Origin of the sequence: Pedobacter suwonensis, assembly GCF_007833675.1 — a bacterium.
GTDB lineage: Bacteria > Bacteroidota > Bacteroidia > Sphingobacteriales > Sphingobacteriaceae > Pedobacter > Pedobacter suwonensis.
Genome location: NZ_CP031708.1, coordinates 1,252,224 through 1,268,113, shown reverse-complemented (window position 1 = coordinate 1,268,113; position 15,890 = coordinate 1,252,224). Strand labels below are relative to the sequence as shown.

Here is a 15,890-nt window from a genome sequence, read left to right as displayed (position 1 = left end):
CAATAATTGGAACCTACAGATCACTTTTAGTATAAAACATGGAATGCTTCCCGGTGAAAGGGAGGCATTTTTAGAATTAGCTAACAACACATATGCAAAGTTTCAGAACAGAACTCGAAAATCCGATTGTCGAGCAGGACATTATCGATTTGGAGAATAAGATTAAAGCTTTCAGGGATGGAACCATTCACGACGAAAAGTTTAGAAGCCTGCGTTTGGCCCGTGGTGTTTACGGACAAAGGCAGCCGGGTGTGCAGATGGTGCGTATTAAGTTGCCGTTTGGTAAGGTAACTTTTAAACAGTTATTGCGTATTGCTGATATTGCCGATGAGTACGGAAGTGGTAACCTGCACTTAACTACCCGTCAGGATATCCAGATCCACTATGTAAGTTTAGACCGCACACCAGAACTTTGGGCAAAGCTCGAACAGGATGATATTACCCTTCGCGAAGCCTGCGGAAATACGGTGCGCAATGTAACCGCTTCTCCAAATGCTGGAATAGATGCAGAGGAGCCTTTTGATGTTTCACCTTATGCTCAGGCAGTATTTGCCTACTTTTTACGTAATCCCATCTGTCAGGAAATGGGCCGTAAGATTAAAATTTCTTTTTCATCCAGCGATAGGGACACCGCATTCAGCTACATTCATGATTTAGGTTTTATTCCTAAAATAAATGAAAAAGGCGAACGTGGCTTTAAGGTTTTATTTGCCGGTGGTTTAGGAGCACAACCTTTTCTGGCCAATGCCGTTCACGAATTTTTACCTGAAGATCAGTTAATCCCTTTTACTGAGTCTGTTCTTCGCGTTTTTGACCGTTATGGCGAGCGTAACAATCGCAATAAAGCACGCTTAAAATATCTGGTTCAAAAACTGGGTCTGGAAGAGGTTTTGCGTTTGGTTGCTGAAGAACGCACCGCCAACAAAGTAAAAACCTTTAAAATTGATGTTAATGCCGTTCAACAACCACTCTTGCCTTTAGAACAAGAATACCCTTCGGTAGAGATACTGAATGAGGCCCATTATAAACACTGGTTAGCTACCAATGTAATTGAACAAAAGCAAGCAGGGTTTTATGGTGTTTATGTAAAAGTTCAGGTAGGAGATATCAAAACAGATAAAGCAAGGGCGTTTGTTGATGCCATCAGGTTATATGTGGCTGATGAAATCAGGATTACCCAAAACCAGGGCTTATTGTTGAAATTTGTACGGAAAGAAGCTTTGCCTTCTTTATACACCGCTTTAAATAAAATTGGTTTTACGACAGCCGGTTTTGATAGTTTGGCCGATATTACGACTTGTCCAGGTACTGATACCTGTAACTTGGGTATTTCCAACTCGATGACACTTGCTGAAGTTTTGGAAGAGGTCATTTATACCGATTTCCCCGAGTTTATTTACGAAAAAAACATCAAGATCAAAATCAGCGGCTGTATGAACTCTTGCGGTCAGCATGGTTTAGCTGAAATCGGTTTCCACGGAAGCTCGGTAAAAGCCGAAGGAAAAGTGGTTCCTGCCGTTCAGGTGATGCTTGGTGGAGGTACTGTAGGTAACGGCGTAGGCCGCGTGGCAGAACGGGTAATTAAAGTGCCCTCAAAAAGGGCAACAAGTGTTTTACACTATGTTTTAAATGATTTTAAGGCCAATAACCTGGCTGATGAAAACTTCCATCAATATTATGATCGTAAAGGTAAAGACCATTTTTATCAGTTGTTGAAGCCATTGGCCGATTTAACCAACCTTAAAACAGAGGAGTTTGTAGACTGGGGGCATGTGGAAGAATTTGTAACAGCCATTGGTGTAGGCGAGTGTGCTGGTGTAGTAATTGATCTCGTAGCTACCTTATTATTAGAGGCTGATGAAAAATTTGAATGGGCAAAGCAAAACTTAAAAAAAGGTGCTTATGCAGATTCTATTTACCATACCTACAGCACTTTTGTAAGTGCTGCAAAATCGCTGTTGTTGGATAAAGGAGTAAATAGTAGCACACAGGTTGGGGTAATTCGCGAATTTGATAGCCACTATGTAGAAACCGGCGAATTTAATTTGCCTACCAATTTCTCAGATCTGGTTTTACAGATCAATAAAAATGAACCAACAGCCGATTTTGCAAAGAAATATTTTGAAGAAGCCAATCAGTTTTTAAATCAGATAAAAGAGAAAAGAGCGGTATTGGCTAAATGAGACTTGAGATAATAGATCTGAGATTTGAGAACTGTAGTCGCCGAAAGCTATGCGCATGACAACTCTCCATCCAGTCGTTCAAAATAATTAAAAAGAAACATGGTTAATCAAAATATAGAATCAAGAATTACGCTTTTAGGTGCAGGCCCAGGCGACCCGGATTTATTAACCTTAAAAGGTGTTAAAGCATTGCAAACTGCTGATGTGGTATTGTATGATGCTTTAACCAACGAGGCATTATTGGAGCATGCTCCGGCAGCCGCCATTAAGGTATATGTAGGGAAACGTTCTGGGGAGCATTCCTACCCGCAGGATACCATCAATAAATTAATGATCGATTATGCTCTAAACTACGGTCATGTAGTGCGTTTAAAAGGTGGCGATCCGTTTGTTTTTGGCAGGGGATATGAGGAATTGGACTATGCTGCATCGTATAGCATTCCGGTTAGTGTTATTCCGGGTATTTCAAGCTCGATCGGCGTACCTGGCCTACAACAGATCCCGGTTACGCACCGCGGTATGAGCGAAAGTTTTTGGGTCATCACCGGAACGACGACTTCCGGAGAAGTATCTGCTGATATTTACCAGGCAGCACAATCAAAAGCTACGGTACTGGTACTGATGGGACTCAAAAAACTAGCTAAAATTGTAGAGATCTTTAAAGCTGCAGACAAGCAAAATTTACCAGCTGCAGTAGTGCAGAATGGATCTGCAGAAGATGAAAAATTGGTTATCGGCGTGGTTGAAACCATAGAAAGTTTGGTGCTACAAGAAAATATTAAAGCACCTGCATTATTAATTTTTGGAGAAGTTGTATCATTACATCCGTCATTTAAAAAATTAATTAAACAATATGCAAGTATTGCCTAACCAATCTGATAGTGCAGCGTCTTTTTCTGAAGAAGAAAAAGGTAACCAGCTTTTTCCGGTTTTTGTAAAGCTGAATAAGCTGCGTACATTATTAATTGGTGCAGGCAATATCGGGTTGGAGAAGTTAACGGCAATTGTAAATAATAGCAACAGCGCTACCATTACCATCGTAGCAGAGCAGGTATCGCCAGAGGTTTATGCACTTGTTGCAAATTATCCGCTGATAAAAGTTAAACAAAAAACTTTTGATGTAACTGATTTAAATGATATTGATATCGTTTTTGCTGCGACCAATAATTATATTTTAAATGACGAAATCAGAAAGGCAACGCATGAGCGTGGTTTGCTGATCAATGTGGCCGATAAGCCAGAATTATGCGACTTTTACCTGGGGTCAATCGTTCAAAAAGGCGATTTGAAGATTGCCATTTCTACAAATGGAAAATCGCCAACCATTGCCAAACGTTTAAAACAGATTTTAAATGAAGGTTTACCTGCAGAGCTGGATGAAACGCTGCAGAATATGAGTGCTTTGCGCCAAACGTTAAATGGCGATTTTTCAGCAAAGGTTAAAAAACTGAATAAGGTTACCCAAAGTTTAATTAATCCGAAAAAAAGCTTTGCCGAGCAGAATATCAAATGGTTAATCTGGGTAGCATCGGTTTTACTCATTGTCGCTATCGGATTTTCTCTGTGGAATACCGAGCCGGAATTCCAGCATTTTTTAATCAATATCGATCCTTTGTTTTATTGGTTTTTAGGTGCCGGATTTGTATTCGCATTAATAGATGGTGCCATTGGGATGTCGTATGGTGTGACCACCGCATCATTCTCGCTTGCCATGGGTTTGCCTCCCGCATCCGCAAGTATGGCCATCCATATTTCTGAGGTAATGAGTAACGGAATTGCAGGATGGATGCATTACCGGATGGGGAATGTAAACTGGAAATTATTTAAAATTTTAATCCTTCCTGCCATCATCGGAGCCGTTTTAGGCGCTTACATCCTTTCTTCATTAGAACACTACAGCAGTTATGTTAAACCGGTTGTTGCGGTTTATACACTTTTTCTGGGAGCTGTTATTCTAATGAAAGCATTTAACATCAAAAGGAAAAAAGCGGATCAGAAAATCAAAAAAATTGGTTTATTGGGTTTTGTAGGAGGTTTTATAGATGCAGCCTTTGGTGGCGGATGGGGATCGATTGTATTATCCAGTTTAATTGCAGGCGGCAGGCATCCCTTGTTTTCTTTGGGCACGGTAAAAATCAGCCGCTTTTTTATCGCCACGTTGAGTTCGCTTACCTTTTTTACCATGTTAGGTGGCAAACACTGGGAGGCCGTTGTGGGTTTAATTATCGGTAGCGCAATCGCATCGCCAATAGCCGCAAAAGTATCAAACAAAATCTCGGCAAAAACCATTATGGTTGCCGTGGGGATTATTGTAATGATCGTAAGCTTAAGGAGCGTAATCATGTTTATTTTAAAATTAATATAGTGATGGGGAACTTAGAGGAGATAAAAGCAGCACTGGAAGGCTTAAGTACAGTAGATAAACTGAAATTTTTGGCAACTGAATACGCCGGGCGTATTATATTTTCAACCAGTTTTGGCTGGGAAGACCAGGCAATTACCCATTTAATTTTTGCCAACAATATTCCGATCAAGGTTTTTACTTTAGAAACCGGACGTTTATTTCCGGAAACCTATTATGTTTGGAACCGTACCTTAGAAATTTACAACAAACCCATTCATGCCTATTATCCACAGAATGGACTCTTAGAGGATATGGTCAATACAAAAGGACCTAACAGTTTTTACGAATCGGTAGAGAATAGAAAAGAGTGCTGTTACATCCGTAAAATCGAACCCTTAAAAAGAGCATTAAAAGGTAATGATATCTGGATAACAGGGATCAGGGCCGATCAAAGTGCCAACCGCGAGGATATGCATGATTTGGAATGGGACGAAGGAAACCAATTGATCAAATTTCACCCTATTTTCGATTGGACTTTGGATGATGTAAAAACCTATATTAAAGAGAATAACATTGTGTACAATACTTTGCATGATAAGGGTTTTCCTAGTATAGGATGCGCACCCTGTACACGAGCAGTTCAGCCCGGCGAAGATTTCAGGGCCGGTAGATGGTGGTGGGAAGACCAGAGCAAAAAAGAATGCGGTTTACATGCCGCTGGCTGATGGAAGAAGTAAAATGGTAGATATGGAATGGAATTTAAACCTTCCAACTTTTCAAACCTTCCGACAATTAACAACAACAAATATAACTTTGAGTGTTTGGAACATTCAATATTTAAACATTCCAACAATTGAAATGAGTACATATAATTTTGATTATTTAGATGAGCTGGAGGCCGAAGCCATTCACATCTTACGTGAAGTTGCAGGTCAGTTTGAGAAACCAGCCCTTTTGTTTTCAGGGGGGAAAGATTCGATTACTTTGGTTCGTTTGGCAGAAAAAGCTTTCCGTCCTGGTAAATTTCCTTTTCCGCTGGTACACATAGACACCGGTCATAATTTCGAAGAAACCATCACCTACCGTGATCAAATGATAGAAAGGATTGGTGAGAAACTTATTATTGGCTCTGTTCAGGAATCTATAGACCAGGGTAAAGTAGTAGAACAGACCGGTAAAAATGCCAGTAGAAATGCATTGCAAACCGTAACCTTGCTCGATACCATTGCCAAATACCAGTTCGATGCCTGTATTGGCGGTGCACGTAGAGATGAAGAAAAAGCCAGGGCAAAGGAGCGTATTTTCTCTGTCCGCGATGAGTTCGGACAGTGGGATCCCAAACGCCAGCGTCCCGAACTCTGGAACATTTACAACGGTAAAATCCATAAAGGCGAAAACATCCGCGTATTTCCGATCAGTAACTGGACAGAATTAGACGTCTGGAATTATATCCGCAGGGAGAAAATAGAACTTCCGAGCATTTATTTTTCGCACGAACGAGAGGTAATTACCAGGAATGGCCAGCTGATGGCCGCTTCGCCTTTTTTAAATATGGATGAAGAAGATGTGGTAGAACGTAAACAGGTTCGTTTCCGTACGGTTGGCGATATGTCTTGCACCGCTGCAGTAGAATCAGATGCATTTTTGATCGACGATATTATTTCAGAAATCAGTGCCTCAAAAATTTCAGAGCGTGGTGCCCGTTTAGACGACAAGGTTTCTGAAGCAGCAATGGAAGACAGAAAAAAGGGAGGGTATTTTTAAGGAGTATCAAGTCTTTGGTATCAAGTATCAGGACAGATTTACTAAACGTTTCTAAATAAACTAAGCATGAGGATGAAAGAATAGCTTAAATTGGTCTTGATACATGATACTTTTATCTTAATACTTTAACTAAGTATGAGTATGAAAGTGATAGACTGAACTGGTCTTGATACTTGATACTTTTATCTTAATACATTAACAACATGAACATATTAAAATTTTTCACAGCAGGCAGCGTAGATGATGGTAAAAGTACCTTAATTGGCCGTTTGTTATACGATACAGATTCTATTTTGGCTGATCAGTTAGAAGCTTTGCAGCGCTCCAACCGCAAAAATGACGATGGGACAATAGACTTGGCTATTTTAACTGATGGTTTAAGGGCAGAACGTGAGCAGGGTATTACCATTGATGTAGCCTATAAATATTTTCAGACAGAAAAACGTAAATTTATCATTGCAGATACCCCGGGCCATATTCAGTATACCAGAAATATGGTTACCGGAGCTTCTACTGCTAACTTAGCCATCATCTTAATTGATGCCCGTAACGGTGTGGTAGAGCAGACTATCCGTCATTCGTATATTGTTTCTTTACTGGGCATTAAGCATGTGGTGGTTTGCATCAACAAGATGGATATGGTGGATTATAGTGAAACCGTGTATAGTGCCATTGTTGAAAAATACAAAGTTTTGGCGCAGCAATTAAAGTTGGCTGACGTAACCTATATTCCCGTGAGCGCATTAAAAGGCGATAATGTAGTACAAACATCAGAAAATATGCAATGGTATGAAGGTGAAAGTTTGTTGCATTTTCTGGAAAAGGTAGATACCGACCACTTAGATCAATCTCAACTGGCGCGGATGCCCGTACAATGGGTAGTTCGTCCGCAAACAGCAGAGCTGCATGATTACCGGGGTTATGCTGGGCGTGTGTTAAGCGGAACTTTCAAATTAAATGATAAAGTTACGGTCCTTCCTTCAGGAGCAGGTTCTGTTGTAGAGAAGATTGAGTTTTTTGATGAAGAACTTGACGCTGCACACGCTGGTCAATCGGTTATCATTCACTTAAAAGACGATGTCGACATTAGTCGTGGTGATACCATTGTAAATGCATCGGCTTTGCCACAGGAAACAAAACTTATTGAGGCCGATCTTTGCTGGATGGATACGCGTGCCCTTGATACTTCCATCATGTATAATATTCAACATAATAGCAAGGTTACCAAATGTAAAATCAGCGAAATTCTACATAAAGTAGATATCAATACTTTAGAAAAGCATGCTGCAGAAGAATTTAAACTGAATGATATTGGCCGTGTAATTGTGAAAACCGCTGATGCGCTGGCTTTTGATTTATATGATGATAACCGGGCAAATGGTTCTGCTATTTTAGTTGATACCCGGACCAATTTAACCGTTGGCGCACTCATGTTCAGGGCGGCAGTGGAGTAGGCGGTAAGATGGAAGATGGAAAATTTGAAATAGCCGATAAGCAATTTTCAATGATCAATAATGGGTAGTGTTGTAGGATACGGTTAAAATTTTGATATTCTTAACGCATTAATGATGGAAGAATGGACGATGTGAATTTGAGATGGAAAATAAAAATTAATAAATCGCTAATTCAGTTACTGATCCTAAAATCTCGTAATCCAGAAAACCTTAGCGTGGAGAACCACAGCCAAATATAATAATGAAAGCTTTAGATTATTCTAATGCGAAAGCAATTTCAGCGGGGCACCAAATGGTTGCCCCGTTTTTCTTTACAGGTTTTTTGTATATTTAACTTATGGAAACGATTCAGATTTTTCATCTCGTTATTACAATATAAACGGAAACCCAAATTCCAAAACATGAAAAAAAATCTCTTGTATTTCGCTTTAGCGGCTATGCCCTTCGTTTTTGCCTGTAACCAATCACAGAAAAAGACTGATGCAGCAAAAAAAGATTCGGTAGTCAATCAAACCTGTTATGCCGCTTCCTTCGAAAAAGACAGTGCTGCTATGATTGTAAAAACAATGGCATCTGGCAAAATAACCGGTTCACTTTTGGTAAAATATGCTGACAAGCCTGAAAATAACGGCAAAATAAGTGGAAAATTTAACGGCGATACTTTACTGGTTGATTATCGGTTTAATACAGGTAAAGATACCACAAAGGCATTTACCAACCCACTGGCTTTTTTAAAGAAAGATGGTAAACTCATTATGGGAGTTGCACAGATTGAAACCACGCTGGGAAGATCCTATTTTGTAAAAGGAAAGCCCATTAATTACGAAGCCGGGAAATTTACTTTTTCAGAGGTGGATTGTAAATAAACGCTTGACCCTACATCCTGAGGGATAATTTAGTTTGTCATTGCTAAAATGCTTTTCAGCCAACAACCTGTTCCGATTATTGGCGAAGCAATCTTATAAAAATCGCTATTATCGGGTGCCTTAAATTAGCTTCGCTGAGCACCTCGTGGTTCCCGCATGCGCGAGATCTGATTGCTCACTACTGGTCTTAGCGTCTCGCTAAGACCTAATGTATCGATTATAGTTTATGTTTGCCACGGATGCACAGAAAGCACGGAGATTTTTTCGCTTGTTAAGCTCCATTTTGAGGTACTATCATTTCGAATGATAGTTAAAAGATCGGGTGGTAGCGATACATATATCCTTCAATTTGTTCTGAACGACAGTTATAAATTTATTTTAAAATAAATTACTACAATTTCTATAGACTTTATATATTTGTATTGTTAATAAATGTACAACAAGCTTAAATGATCTGTTATGATTTTGAATAAAGTAGAAAAAGCGAACATTGAACCAAAAATTACATTAATAGGTGCTGGTCCTGGTGACCCGGATTTATTTAGTTTAAAAGGGGTTAAGGCATTAAAAACAGCTGATGTTGTTTTGTATGATGCAAATGTAAACGAAGCTTTATTGTGTCATGCACCAGATGGTATTCCTAAAGTTTATGTTGGCAAACGTTCTGATGATGAATCATTTTCTCAGGATGCAGTAAACAGGCTCATCATTGATTATGCTTTAAATTATGGTCATGTTGTACGTTTAAAAAGCGGCGACCCGTTTTTCTTTGCAAAAGGATATGAAGAAATAGATGCAGCAGAATCTTATAGTATCCCTACTGAAATCATTCCTGGGATTTCGAGTGCCACAGGTGCGCCAAGTTTGCAAAAAATCCCTATGATTTATAAGGACATGAGCGAAAGTTTTTGGGCAGTAACCGGAACCAATTCTAAAGGTGAAATTTCGGAGGATTTGTACATAGCTGCAAAAACGAAAGCTACGATAGTTGTTTTAAACGGCATTGAAAAAGTAAAAGAGATTGCAGCTATTTTTCAGGCAGAAAGTAAAAATCTGTTGCCAGTTGCCGTTATCCAAAATGGTTCCACACCTGACGAAAAAATTGTGGTAGGTATAGTTGACACCATTGCTGAGATCGTGGAAGATAAAAGAATAACGGCCCCGGCGCTATTGGTTTTTGGCGATGTGGTTTCATTACACCCTCAATTTCAACCCATCCGCGATTTCTACGAAATTATCGCTGAAGAGTACTAGATATTTTTAAGAAATATATTTGTTTTGTTGTTAAAACCGCTTATGGATTTAAGCGGTTTTTTTATGTATTGCATTTTCATATTATAGGTGGCTTTACCCTCAAATTATTTCAGGATCTCTGGCGTAAATAGATGTTGGGAAAAATCTCTGCGTTTATCTGCGAGATTAGCGGGAAATGATTAGCGGTTTGTTCCCGCAGAATTAAAAAGATCACCGCTGAAAAGTCTAATTTTCCATACGTGGCGTCATATGAACTTTTTTCAGGGGCTGTTTAAGTGAATAGCTGTTTAAAAAATCTTTGCGTTTATCTGCGAGATCAGCGGGAAATGATTAGCGGTTTTTCCCGCAGATTTAAAAAGATCACCGCTGAAAAATTTAATTTTCCATACATGGCGTCACCCAGAACTTGTTTCAAGGTCTTTGAGGTAAATAGCTGCTTGGAAAAATCTCCGCGTTTATTCGCAAAATCAGCAGGAAATGATTAACGGTTCGTTCCCGCAGATTTAAAAAGATAACCGCAAATCTAATCTCCGATACGTGGCGTCATCCGAACTTTTTTCGGGGGCTGTTTAAGTGAATAGCTGTTTGAAAAAATCTCTGCGTTTATCTGCGAGATCAGCAGCGGGAAATGATTAGCGGTTTTTTCCCGCAGAATTAAAAAGATCACCGCTGAAAAGTCTAAATTAAAACCATGCGAACAGGGAGTAAGATCGCGTCGTTCCGCATTCCAGGAGACGACAAGTTCCTCTCGAAAACTCAACAGAAAATTGTTCCCAATACCACATTTCCAGCGTTTGACGGGAAACCAACTTTGTTTATAAGCCTGATTGTAGCGGTAAGCCCGGAACGCAGTGAGGACTTATAGCGGAAAGCAGGGCTGCAGGCCGCCACAGAAAACAGAACATTCACTTTCAAAAAAACACAGAAGTAAATTTATATGAATTAGATCTCTCCGTTACGCTTTGCTCCAGTCGAGATGACGATATTTGATAGAATAATCAACTAAAAATATAATTTTCATTATTTGCAAAACTCAAAACAATTAGTAACTTACTTCAGTTATCTACTGCAAATATTTGATGGAAATTATACATATAAGTGCCGAGTGTTACCCAGTTGCAAAGGTTGGTGGTTTAGCCGATGTAGTAGGGGCCTTACCAAAATACCAGAATAAACTAGGCCATATTGCCAAAGTGGTTGTGCCTGCTTACGATACCAAATTTATCCGCGAAAGTGAATTTGAGGTCACTTATGATGCCTGGGCAAATTACGGGAATAACCACTTTCAGTACCGTATTTTAAAAGAAAAAACCAATAAACTGGGTTTCGACTTATATATTGTTCATATACAGGGTTTAACAGACCGTCCAAATGTATACGGATATAACGATGATACGGAAAGATTTGTTGCTTTTCAGATTGCTGCGCTCGATTGGATGGTGCAATGGGAGCATCGCCCGGACATCCTCCATTGTCATGATCACCATACAGGATTGATTCCTTTTATGGTTTCAAATTGTATAAAATATAAGCCGATAAGCATTGTGCCTACGGTGCTAACCATTCATAACGCCCAATATCAGGGCCAGTTTGGATGGGATAAATTGTACTATTTACCGGCATTCGATTTATGGAAGGGTGGTTTACTGGGTTGGGATGATGCCATAAATCCCCTTGCTTCTGCTATTAAATGTGCCTGGAAGGTAACTACGGTATCGCCAACTTACCTGGAAGAAATGATGGGCAATGCGCGCGGACTGGAAAGTTTGTTACGACAGGAACGTTGGAAATCAGTTGGGATATTAAATGGAATTGATAACGAAGTATGGAATCCTGAAACAGACCCCATGCTGAATAAGGGTTATACTATAAAAACTGTAGAAGCTGGGAAATTGGCAAACAAAAAAGCACTTTGCGATGTTTTTCAATTAGATTCATCTAAGCCCCTGTTTACTTTTATAGGAAGATTGGTTGACGAAAAAGGTGCCGATATTTTACCGGACATTTTTTATACCGCTTTGCAACAGCATGGCGACAACATCAATATTTTGGTTTTAGGCTCGGGAGACAGTTGGGTGGAAGGAAGGTTAAACCAGTTGAAGGATTTCTTTGGAGGCAGATACAATGCTTATATCGGTTATAATGAACAGGTTTCGCATCAAATATATGCAGGTGCGGATTTTCTGATCATGCCGTCAAGAGTGGAGCCTTGTGGACTGAACCAGCTTTATGCCTTACGATACGGAACAGTTCCGATTGTGCGTAGGGTTGGAGGGCTGAGAGATACCGTGATCGATATTGGCGACAATGGTTTCGGGATCTGCCATGACCAAACGAGTATTTGGGATGTTACACATTCTATTAACCGCGCAGTTGGATTTTACAATGATAAAAAAGCCTTTAAAGCTGTAAGAAAAACCATGATGAAAATTGATCATTCATGGGATAGGGCAGCCTTGAATTATATAGAATTATACCAAAATTTAAAATAAGCTTAAGCATGACTGACAAAGTTTTAGGCGTTATCCTTGGCGGTGGCCAGGGCTCTAGATTATCGCCACTAACACAAACACGTTCTAAACCGGCAGTTCCGATAGCTGGTAAATACCGTTTGGTAGACATTCCAATCTCGAACTGCCTCAATTCGGGTATCCACCGTATGTTTGTGTTAACCCAGTTTAATTCGGCATCCCTAAACAAACACATTAAAAATACCTATCATTTTAGTCACTTCAGTACGGCTTTTGTTGATATTTTAGCTGCCGAGCAAACGGTGCAAAATTCTGGCTGGTTCCAGGGTACTGCAGATGCTGTCCGTCAGTGTATGCATCACATCGTTTCTCATGAATTTGATTATATTTTAATCCTTTCGGGTGATCAACTTTACCAGATGGATTTTAAAGATATGATTGAGAAACATATCGAAGCTGCTGCAGAAATTACCATTGCTACCATTCCGGTAACGGCCAAAGACGCAACTGATTTTGGTATTTTAAAGGCTGATGAGGAAAACATGATTACTTCTTTCATCGAGAAACCTAAAACCGGATTAGAGGATTGGGTTTCTGACACGGGTGAAGAAATGCAATCAGAAGGGCGCAACTTTCTGGCCTCGATGGGGATCTACGTTTTTAACCGCGATTACCTGATCAATATCTTAAACGAAAACGAAGAGGAAAAGGATTTTGGTAAAGAAATTTTGCCTAGAGCTATTAGGGAAAGCAGGGTTTTAAGCTTCCAATATGAGGGTTATTGGACCGATATCGGTAACATTTCATCTTTCTTTGAAGCCAATTTAGGACTGACAGATGAAATACCGAAGTTTAATATGTTCGATAGCAACCATGCTATTTTTACCAGGGCAAGGATGTTGCCACCTTCGAAAATTTCGGGTACCACTTTAGATAAAACCATTATTGCTGAAGGCTGTATTATTCAGGCCAGCAAGGTAGAACATGCTGTTTTGGGGATCAGGTCGAGAATAGGAAAGGATACGGTAATTACCAATGCCTATATAATGGGTAGCGACAGGTACCAGACTTTAGAAGAGATACAGGAAGAAAACAGTAAGGGAAATTCTTTGATTGGAATAGGCGATCGTTGCTTCATCAATAACGCCATCATTGATAAAAATTGTCGTATAGGCAACGATGTTAAAATTAATGGCGGCGATCATTTGGAAGATGGCGATTTTGAGCTTTATGCTGTAAAAGATGGTATAGTGGTAATTAAAAAAGGCGCTGTTGTACCAAGTGGTACAGTGATTTAAGATATACTGTCATTCTGAGCGAAGCGAAGAATCTTTCAAGACCTTACAGATTTCAAAAATCTGTGAGGTCTTTTCAGTTTATTCCAGCGAAAAACCCTGGATATATAAGGTCTTTTTCTCTTTCTACCCAACATTTTCCCGGTAAGCTTGTTAGTAAATAAACAAAAAATAGTTTATGACCGATCATCAACACCTTTATCAAACAGGAATTATAGGGAATTGCGCTTTCATTGCTCACGTAAATAAAAATACTGATATATCCTGGCTTTGCTGGCCACGTTTTGATAGCCCTTTTGTATTTGGCAGTTTATTGGATGAAAAAAAAGGAGGTGAATTTTCGATTTTGCCACAGGGCGAATTTACTTCTCATCAATATTACATCGAGAATACCAATGTTCTAAGAACGGAGATTACCGCCGAAGACGGAAAATACAGGATTACCGATTTTGCACCCCGTTTTCATTTATACGATCGCTATTTTAAACCACTGATGTTTATCAGAAAAATTGAGCCTTTGGAAGGTAACCCGCGCATTACCATTAAGTGTGAGCCGGTTTGCGATTATGGAAAAGGTAAAATGAGATCAAGCAGGGGAAGCAATCACATCGACTATTTGGGCTGTGATGAAAATATACGCTTAAGTACCAATGTATCACTTACCTATATTTTCGACGAGAAAGCATTTGTGCTGAACGAGCCAAAGTATTTGGTGATGACTTATGGACAAAATTTAGAAGCACCGATCGTTAGTACGGCCGAGAATTTTTTAAGGGAAACCATTTCTTATTGGCGTTTATGGATCAAACATTCATCAATAGCAGGTTTTTACCAGCCATTTGTAATCCGTTCGGCCCTCGTTCTGAAAATCCACCAATATGAAGACACAGGCGCCATTATAGCCGCAAGTACCACCAGTTTGCCCGAATCACCAGGTAGCACAAGAAACTGGGATTATCGCTATTGCTGGCTTCGCGATTCGCACTATGTGCTCACATCCTTAAACCATATCGGACATTTTGAAGAAATGGAACGGTATTTTAATTACCTGTCCGATATTTCGCGTGCTGAAGATGTGCGTTACCAGCCTTTATATGGTATTGCGGGCGAAAGACAAATTACTGAACGCACTCTTGATCATCTGGATGGTTATAACGGAGAACAGCCCATTAGGATCGGAAATCAGGCATACGAACACATTCAGAATGATATTTATGGGCAGGTTTTGATTTCTATGCTGCCACTTTATACCGACCACCGTTTTGTTTTTTCGGAACGGGGTGATTCAGTAAAGTGGATTGAAAGTGTACTTTCTAAAATTGAACGTACCATTGATGAAAAGGATGCCGGAATATGGGAATTCAGAAACATTGCCAATGTACATTGTTATAGTAACCTTTTCCAATGGGCAGGCGCACAGGCTGCTTTAAAAATGGCTAAAACCATTGGTAATGAAGATTTCGAACGACGTGCAAATCTGCTGATTGAGAAAGCTTCAGCACATATTGAAGCCTGCTACGATCCGGAAAGAAAAGTGTATACCAATGCTGTAGGAAGTCCGCATTTGGATGCCAGCACACTACAGCTGATTATGATGAATTATCTTGATCCCGCTTCTGACCGGGCAAAGGACCATTTAATTGCTTTAGAAAAGGAACTCAAAACTGAAGATGGACTTTTTTACCGATACCTGCATGCTGATGATTTCGGTAAACCCAAAACTACATTTTTAATCTGCGCATTTTGGTATGTAGAAGCTTTGGCCTGTGTTGGCCGTACTGACGAAGCAATAAAGGAGTTTGAAAATATCATTAAATACTGTAACCACCTGCTATTGTTTAGCGAAGATGTTGACGCCAAAACAGGTAGTCAATGGGGTAACTTCCCGCAGGCTTATAGTCATGTAGGTTTGATGAACGCCGCTTACCGCATTGCGATTAAGCTGGACAGGCCGATATTTTTGTAAAATTATAGATTAAGCTTTGACAACTATGATATGTAAAATATATATTTGACGTTGTCAAAGCTATTTTCAAAAAGGTCTGTGGTGACACAGACTTGGCTTAGGGGCGGGAGCGATCTTTCCTGTAAAAAAGACCCTGAAACAAGTTCATGTTGACGTTGCAGAGAGATTTAATGGATAGGATAAAATTCAATAGAAAGCATCGCCATCTCTACTGAAATGCAGAGGAATGGAAAGATTTATCTGAAGATATCTCTCTAATAGATTTAGCTTCGCTGAGCCTTCGGGTTCTCGAC

Annotated in this window: 11 protein-coding genes; all 11 read left to right on the top strand. The window is 39.7% G+C overall.

Annotated elements, in window-relative coordinates; genetic code table 11:
* The first annotated feature begins 92 nt into the window (after positions 1-92).
* The 11 genes from DV942_RS04995 to DV942_RS04945 all read left to right on the top strand — a co-directional run bounded on the left by DV942_RS04995 (position 93) and on the right by DV942_RS04945 (position 15,597).
* Positions 93-2,183 carry a HEPN domain-containing protein gene (locus DV942_RS04995; protein WP_145855761.1) on the top strand — a complete coding sequence of 697 codons (2,091 nt, stop codon included), beginning with the start codon at positions 93-95 and terminating at the stop codon, positions 2,181-2,183.
* Between the two features lie 99 nt (positions 2,184-2,282).
* Positions 2,283-3,053: a uroporphyrinogen-III C-methyltransferase gene (gene cobA / locus DV942_RS04990; RefSeq protein ID WP_145855759.1), complete on the top strand. Its 771-nt coding sequence runs from the start codon at positions 2,283-2,285 to the stop codon at positions 3,051-3,053.
* The gene (locus tag DV942_RS04985) at positions 3,037-4,548 is read left to right on the top strand and encodes a TSUP family transporter (protein ID WP_145855757.1); all 1,512 of its coding nucleotides are present in this window, start codon (positions 3,037-3,039) and stop codon (positions 4,546-4,548) included. The genes cobA (DV942_RS04990) and DV942_RS04985 overlap by 17 nt, the downstream gene beginning before the upstream one ends.
* 2 nt (positions 4,549-4,550) lie before the next feature.
* Positions 4,551-5,252 (top strand): phosphoadenylyl-sulfate reductase, encoded by a 702-nt coding sequence (locus DV942_RS04980; protein ID WP_145855755.1) that lies wholly within the window; start codon positions 4,551-4,553, stop codon positions 5,250-5,252.
* Positions 5,253-5,385: 133 nt separating this feature from the next.
* Positions 5,386-6,291: a sulfate adenylyltransferase subunit CysD gene (gene cysD, locus DV942_RS04975; protein ID WP_145855753.1), complete on the top strand. Its 906-nt coding sequence runs from the start codon at positions 5,386-5,388 to the stop codon at positions 6,289-6,291.
* A 203-nt stretch (positions 6,292-6,494) separates the two neighbouring features.
* The gene (locus tag DV942_RS04970; RefSeq protein ID WP_145855751.1) at positions 6,495-7,745 is read left to right on the top strand and encodes a sulfate adenylyltransferase subunit 1; all 1,251 of its coding nucleotides are present in this window, start codon (positions 6,495-6,497) and stop codon (positions 7,743-7,745) included.
* A 401-nt stretch (positions 7,746-8,146) separates the two neighbouring features.
* Positions 8,147-8,611, top strand: coding sequence for a hypothetical protein (locus DV942_RS04965; protein WP_145855749.1), 465 nt, complete (start codon positions 8,147-8,149; stop codon positions 8,609-8,611).
* A gap of 459 nt (positions 8,612-9,070) precedes the next feature.
* Positions 9,071-9,865 (top strand): uroporphyrinogen-III C-methyltransferase, encoded by a 795-nt coding sequence (gene cobA / locus DV942_RS04960; protein WP_145855747.1) that lies wholly within the window; start codon positions 9,071-9,073, stop codon positions 9,863-9,865.
* A gap of 1,079 nt (positions 9,866-10,944) precedes the next feature.
* Positions 10,945-12,357, top strand: coding sequence for a glycogen synthase (locus DV942_RS04955; protein WP_145855745.1), 1,413 nt, complete (start codon positions 10,945-10,947; stop codon positions 12,355-12,357).
* An 8-nt stretch (positions 12,358-12,365) separates the two neighbouring features.
* Positions 12,366-13,634: a glucose-1-phosphate adenylyltransferase gene (locus DV942_RS04950; protein WP_090982112.1), complete on the top strand. Its 1,269-nt coding sequence runs from the start codon at positions 12,366-12,368 to the stop codon at positions 13,632-13,634.
* A 175-nt stretch (positions 13,635-13,809) separates the two neighbouring features.
* Positions 13,810-15,597, top strand: coding sequence for a glycoside hydrolase family 15 protein (locus DV942_RS04945; protein WP_145855744.1), 1,788 nt, complete (start codon positions 13,810-13,812; stop codon positions 15,595-15,597).
* Positions 15,598-15,890 lie beyond the last annotated feature (293 nt).

Coding starts and splice junctions, on each gene's coding strand:
- DV942_RS04985 (WP_145855757.1), top strand. CDS start 3,037: ATGCAAGTATTGCCTAACCAATCTGATAGTGCAGCGTCTTTTTCTGAA.
- DV942_RS04980 (WP_145855755.1), top strand. CDS start 4,551: ATGGGGAACTTAGAGGAGATAAAAGCAGCACTGGAAGGCTTAAGTACA.
- DV942_RS04950 (WP_090982112.1), top strand. CDS start 12,366: ATGACTGACAAAGTTTTAGGCGTTATCCTTGGCGGTGGCCAGGGCTCT.
- DV942_RS04955 (WP_145855745.1), top strand. CDS start 10,945: ATGGAAATTATACATATAAGTGCCGAGTGTTACCCAGTTGCAAAGGTT.
- cysD (WP_145855753.1), top strand. CDS start 5,386: ATGAGTACATATAATTTTGATTATTTAGATGAGCTGGAGGCCGAAGCC.
- DV942_RS04945 (WP_145855744.1), top strand. CDS start 13,810: ATGACCGATCATCAACACCTTTATCAAACAGGAATTATAGGGAATTGC.
- DV942_RS04965 (WP_145855749.1), top strand. CDS start 8,147: ATGAAAAAAAATCTCTTGTATTTCGCTTTAGCGGCTATGCCCTTCGTT.
- DV942_RS04995 (WP_145855761.1), top strand. CDS start 93: ATGCAAAGTTTCAGAACAGAACTCGAAAATCCGATTGTCGAGCAGGAC.
- cobA (WP_145855747.1), top strand. CDS start 9,071: ATGATTTTGAATAAAGTAGAAAAAGCGAACATTGAACCAAAAATTACA.
- cobA (WP_145855759.1), top strand. CDS start 2,283: ATGGTTAATCAAAATATAGAATCAAGAATTACGCTTTTAGGTGCAGGC.
- DV942_RS04970 (WP_145855751.1), top strand. CDS start 6,495: ATGAACATATTAAAATTTTTCACAGCAGGCAGCGTAGATGATGGTAAA.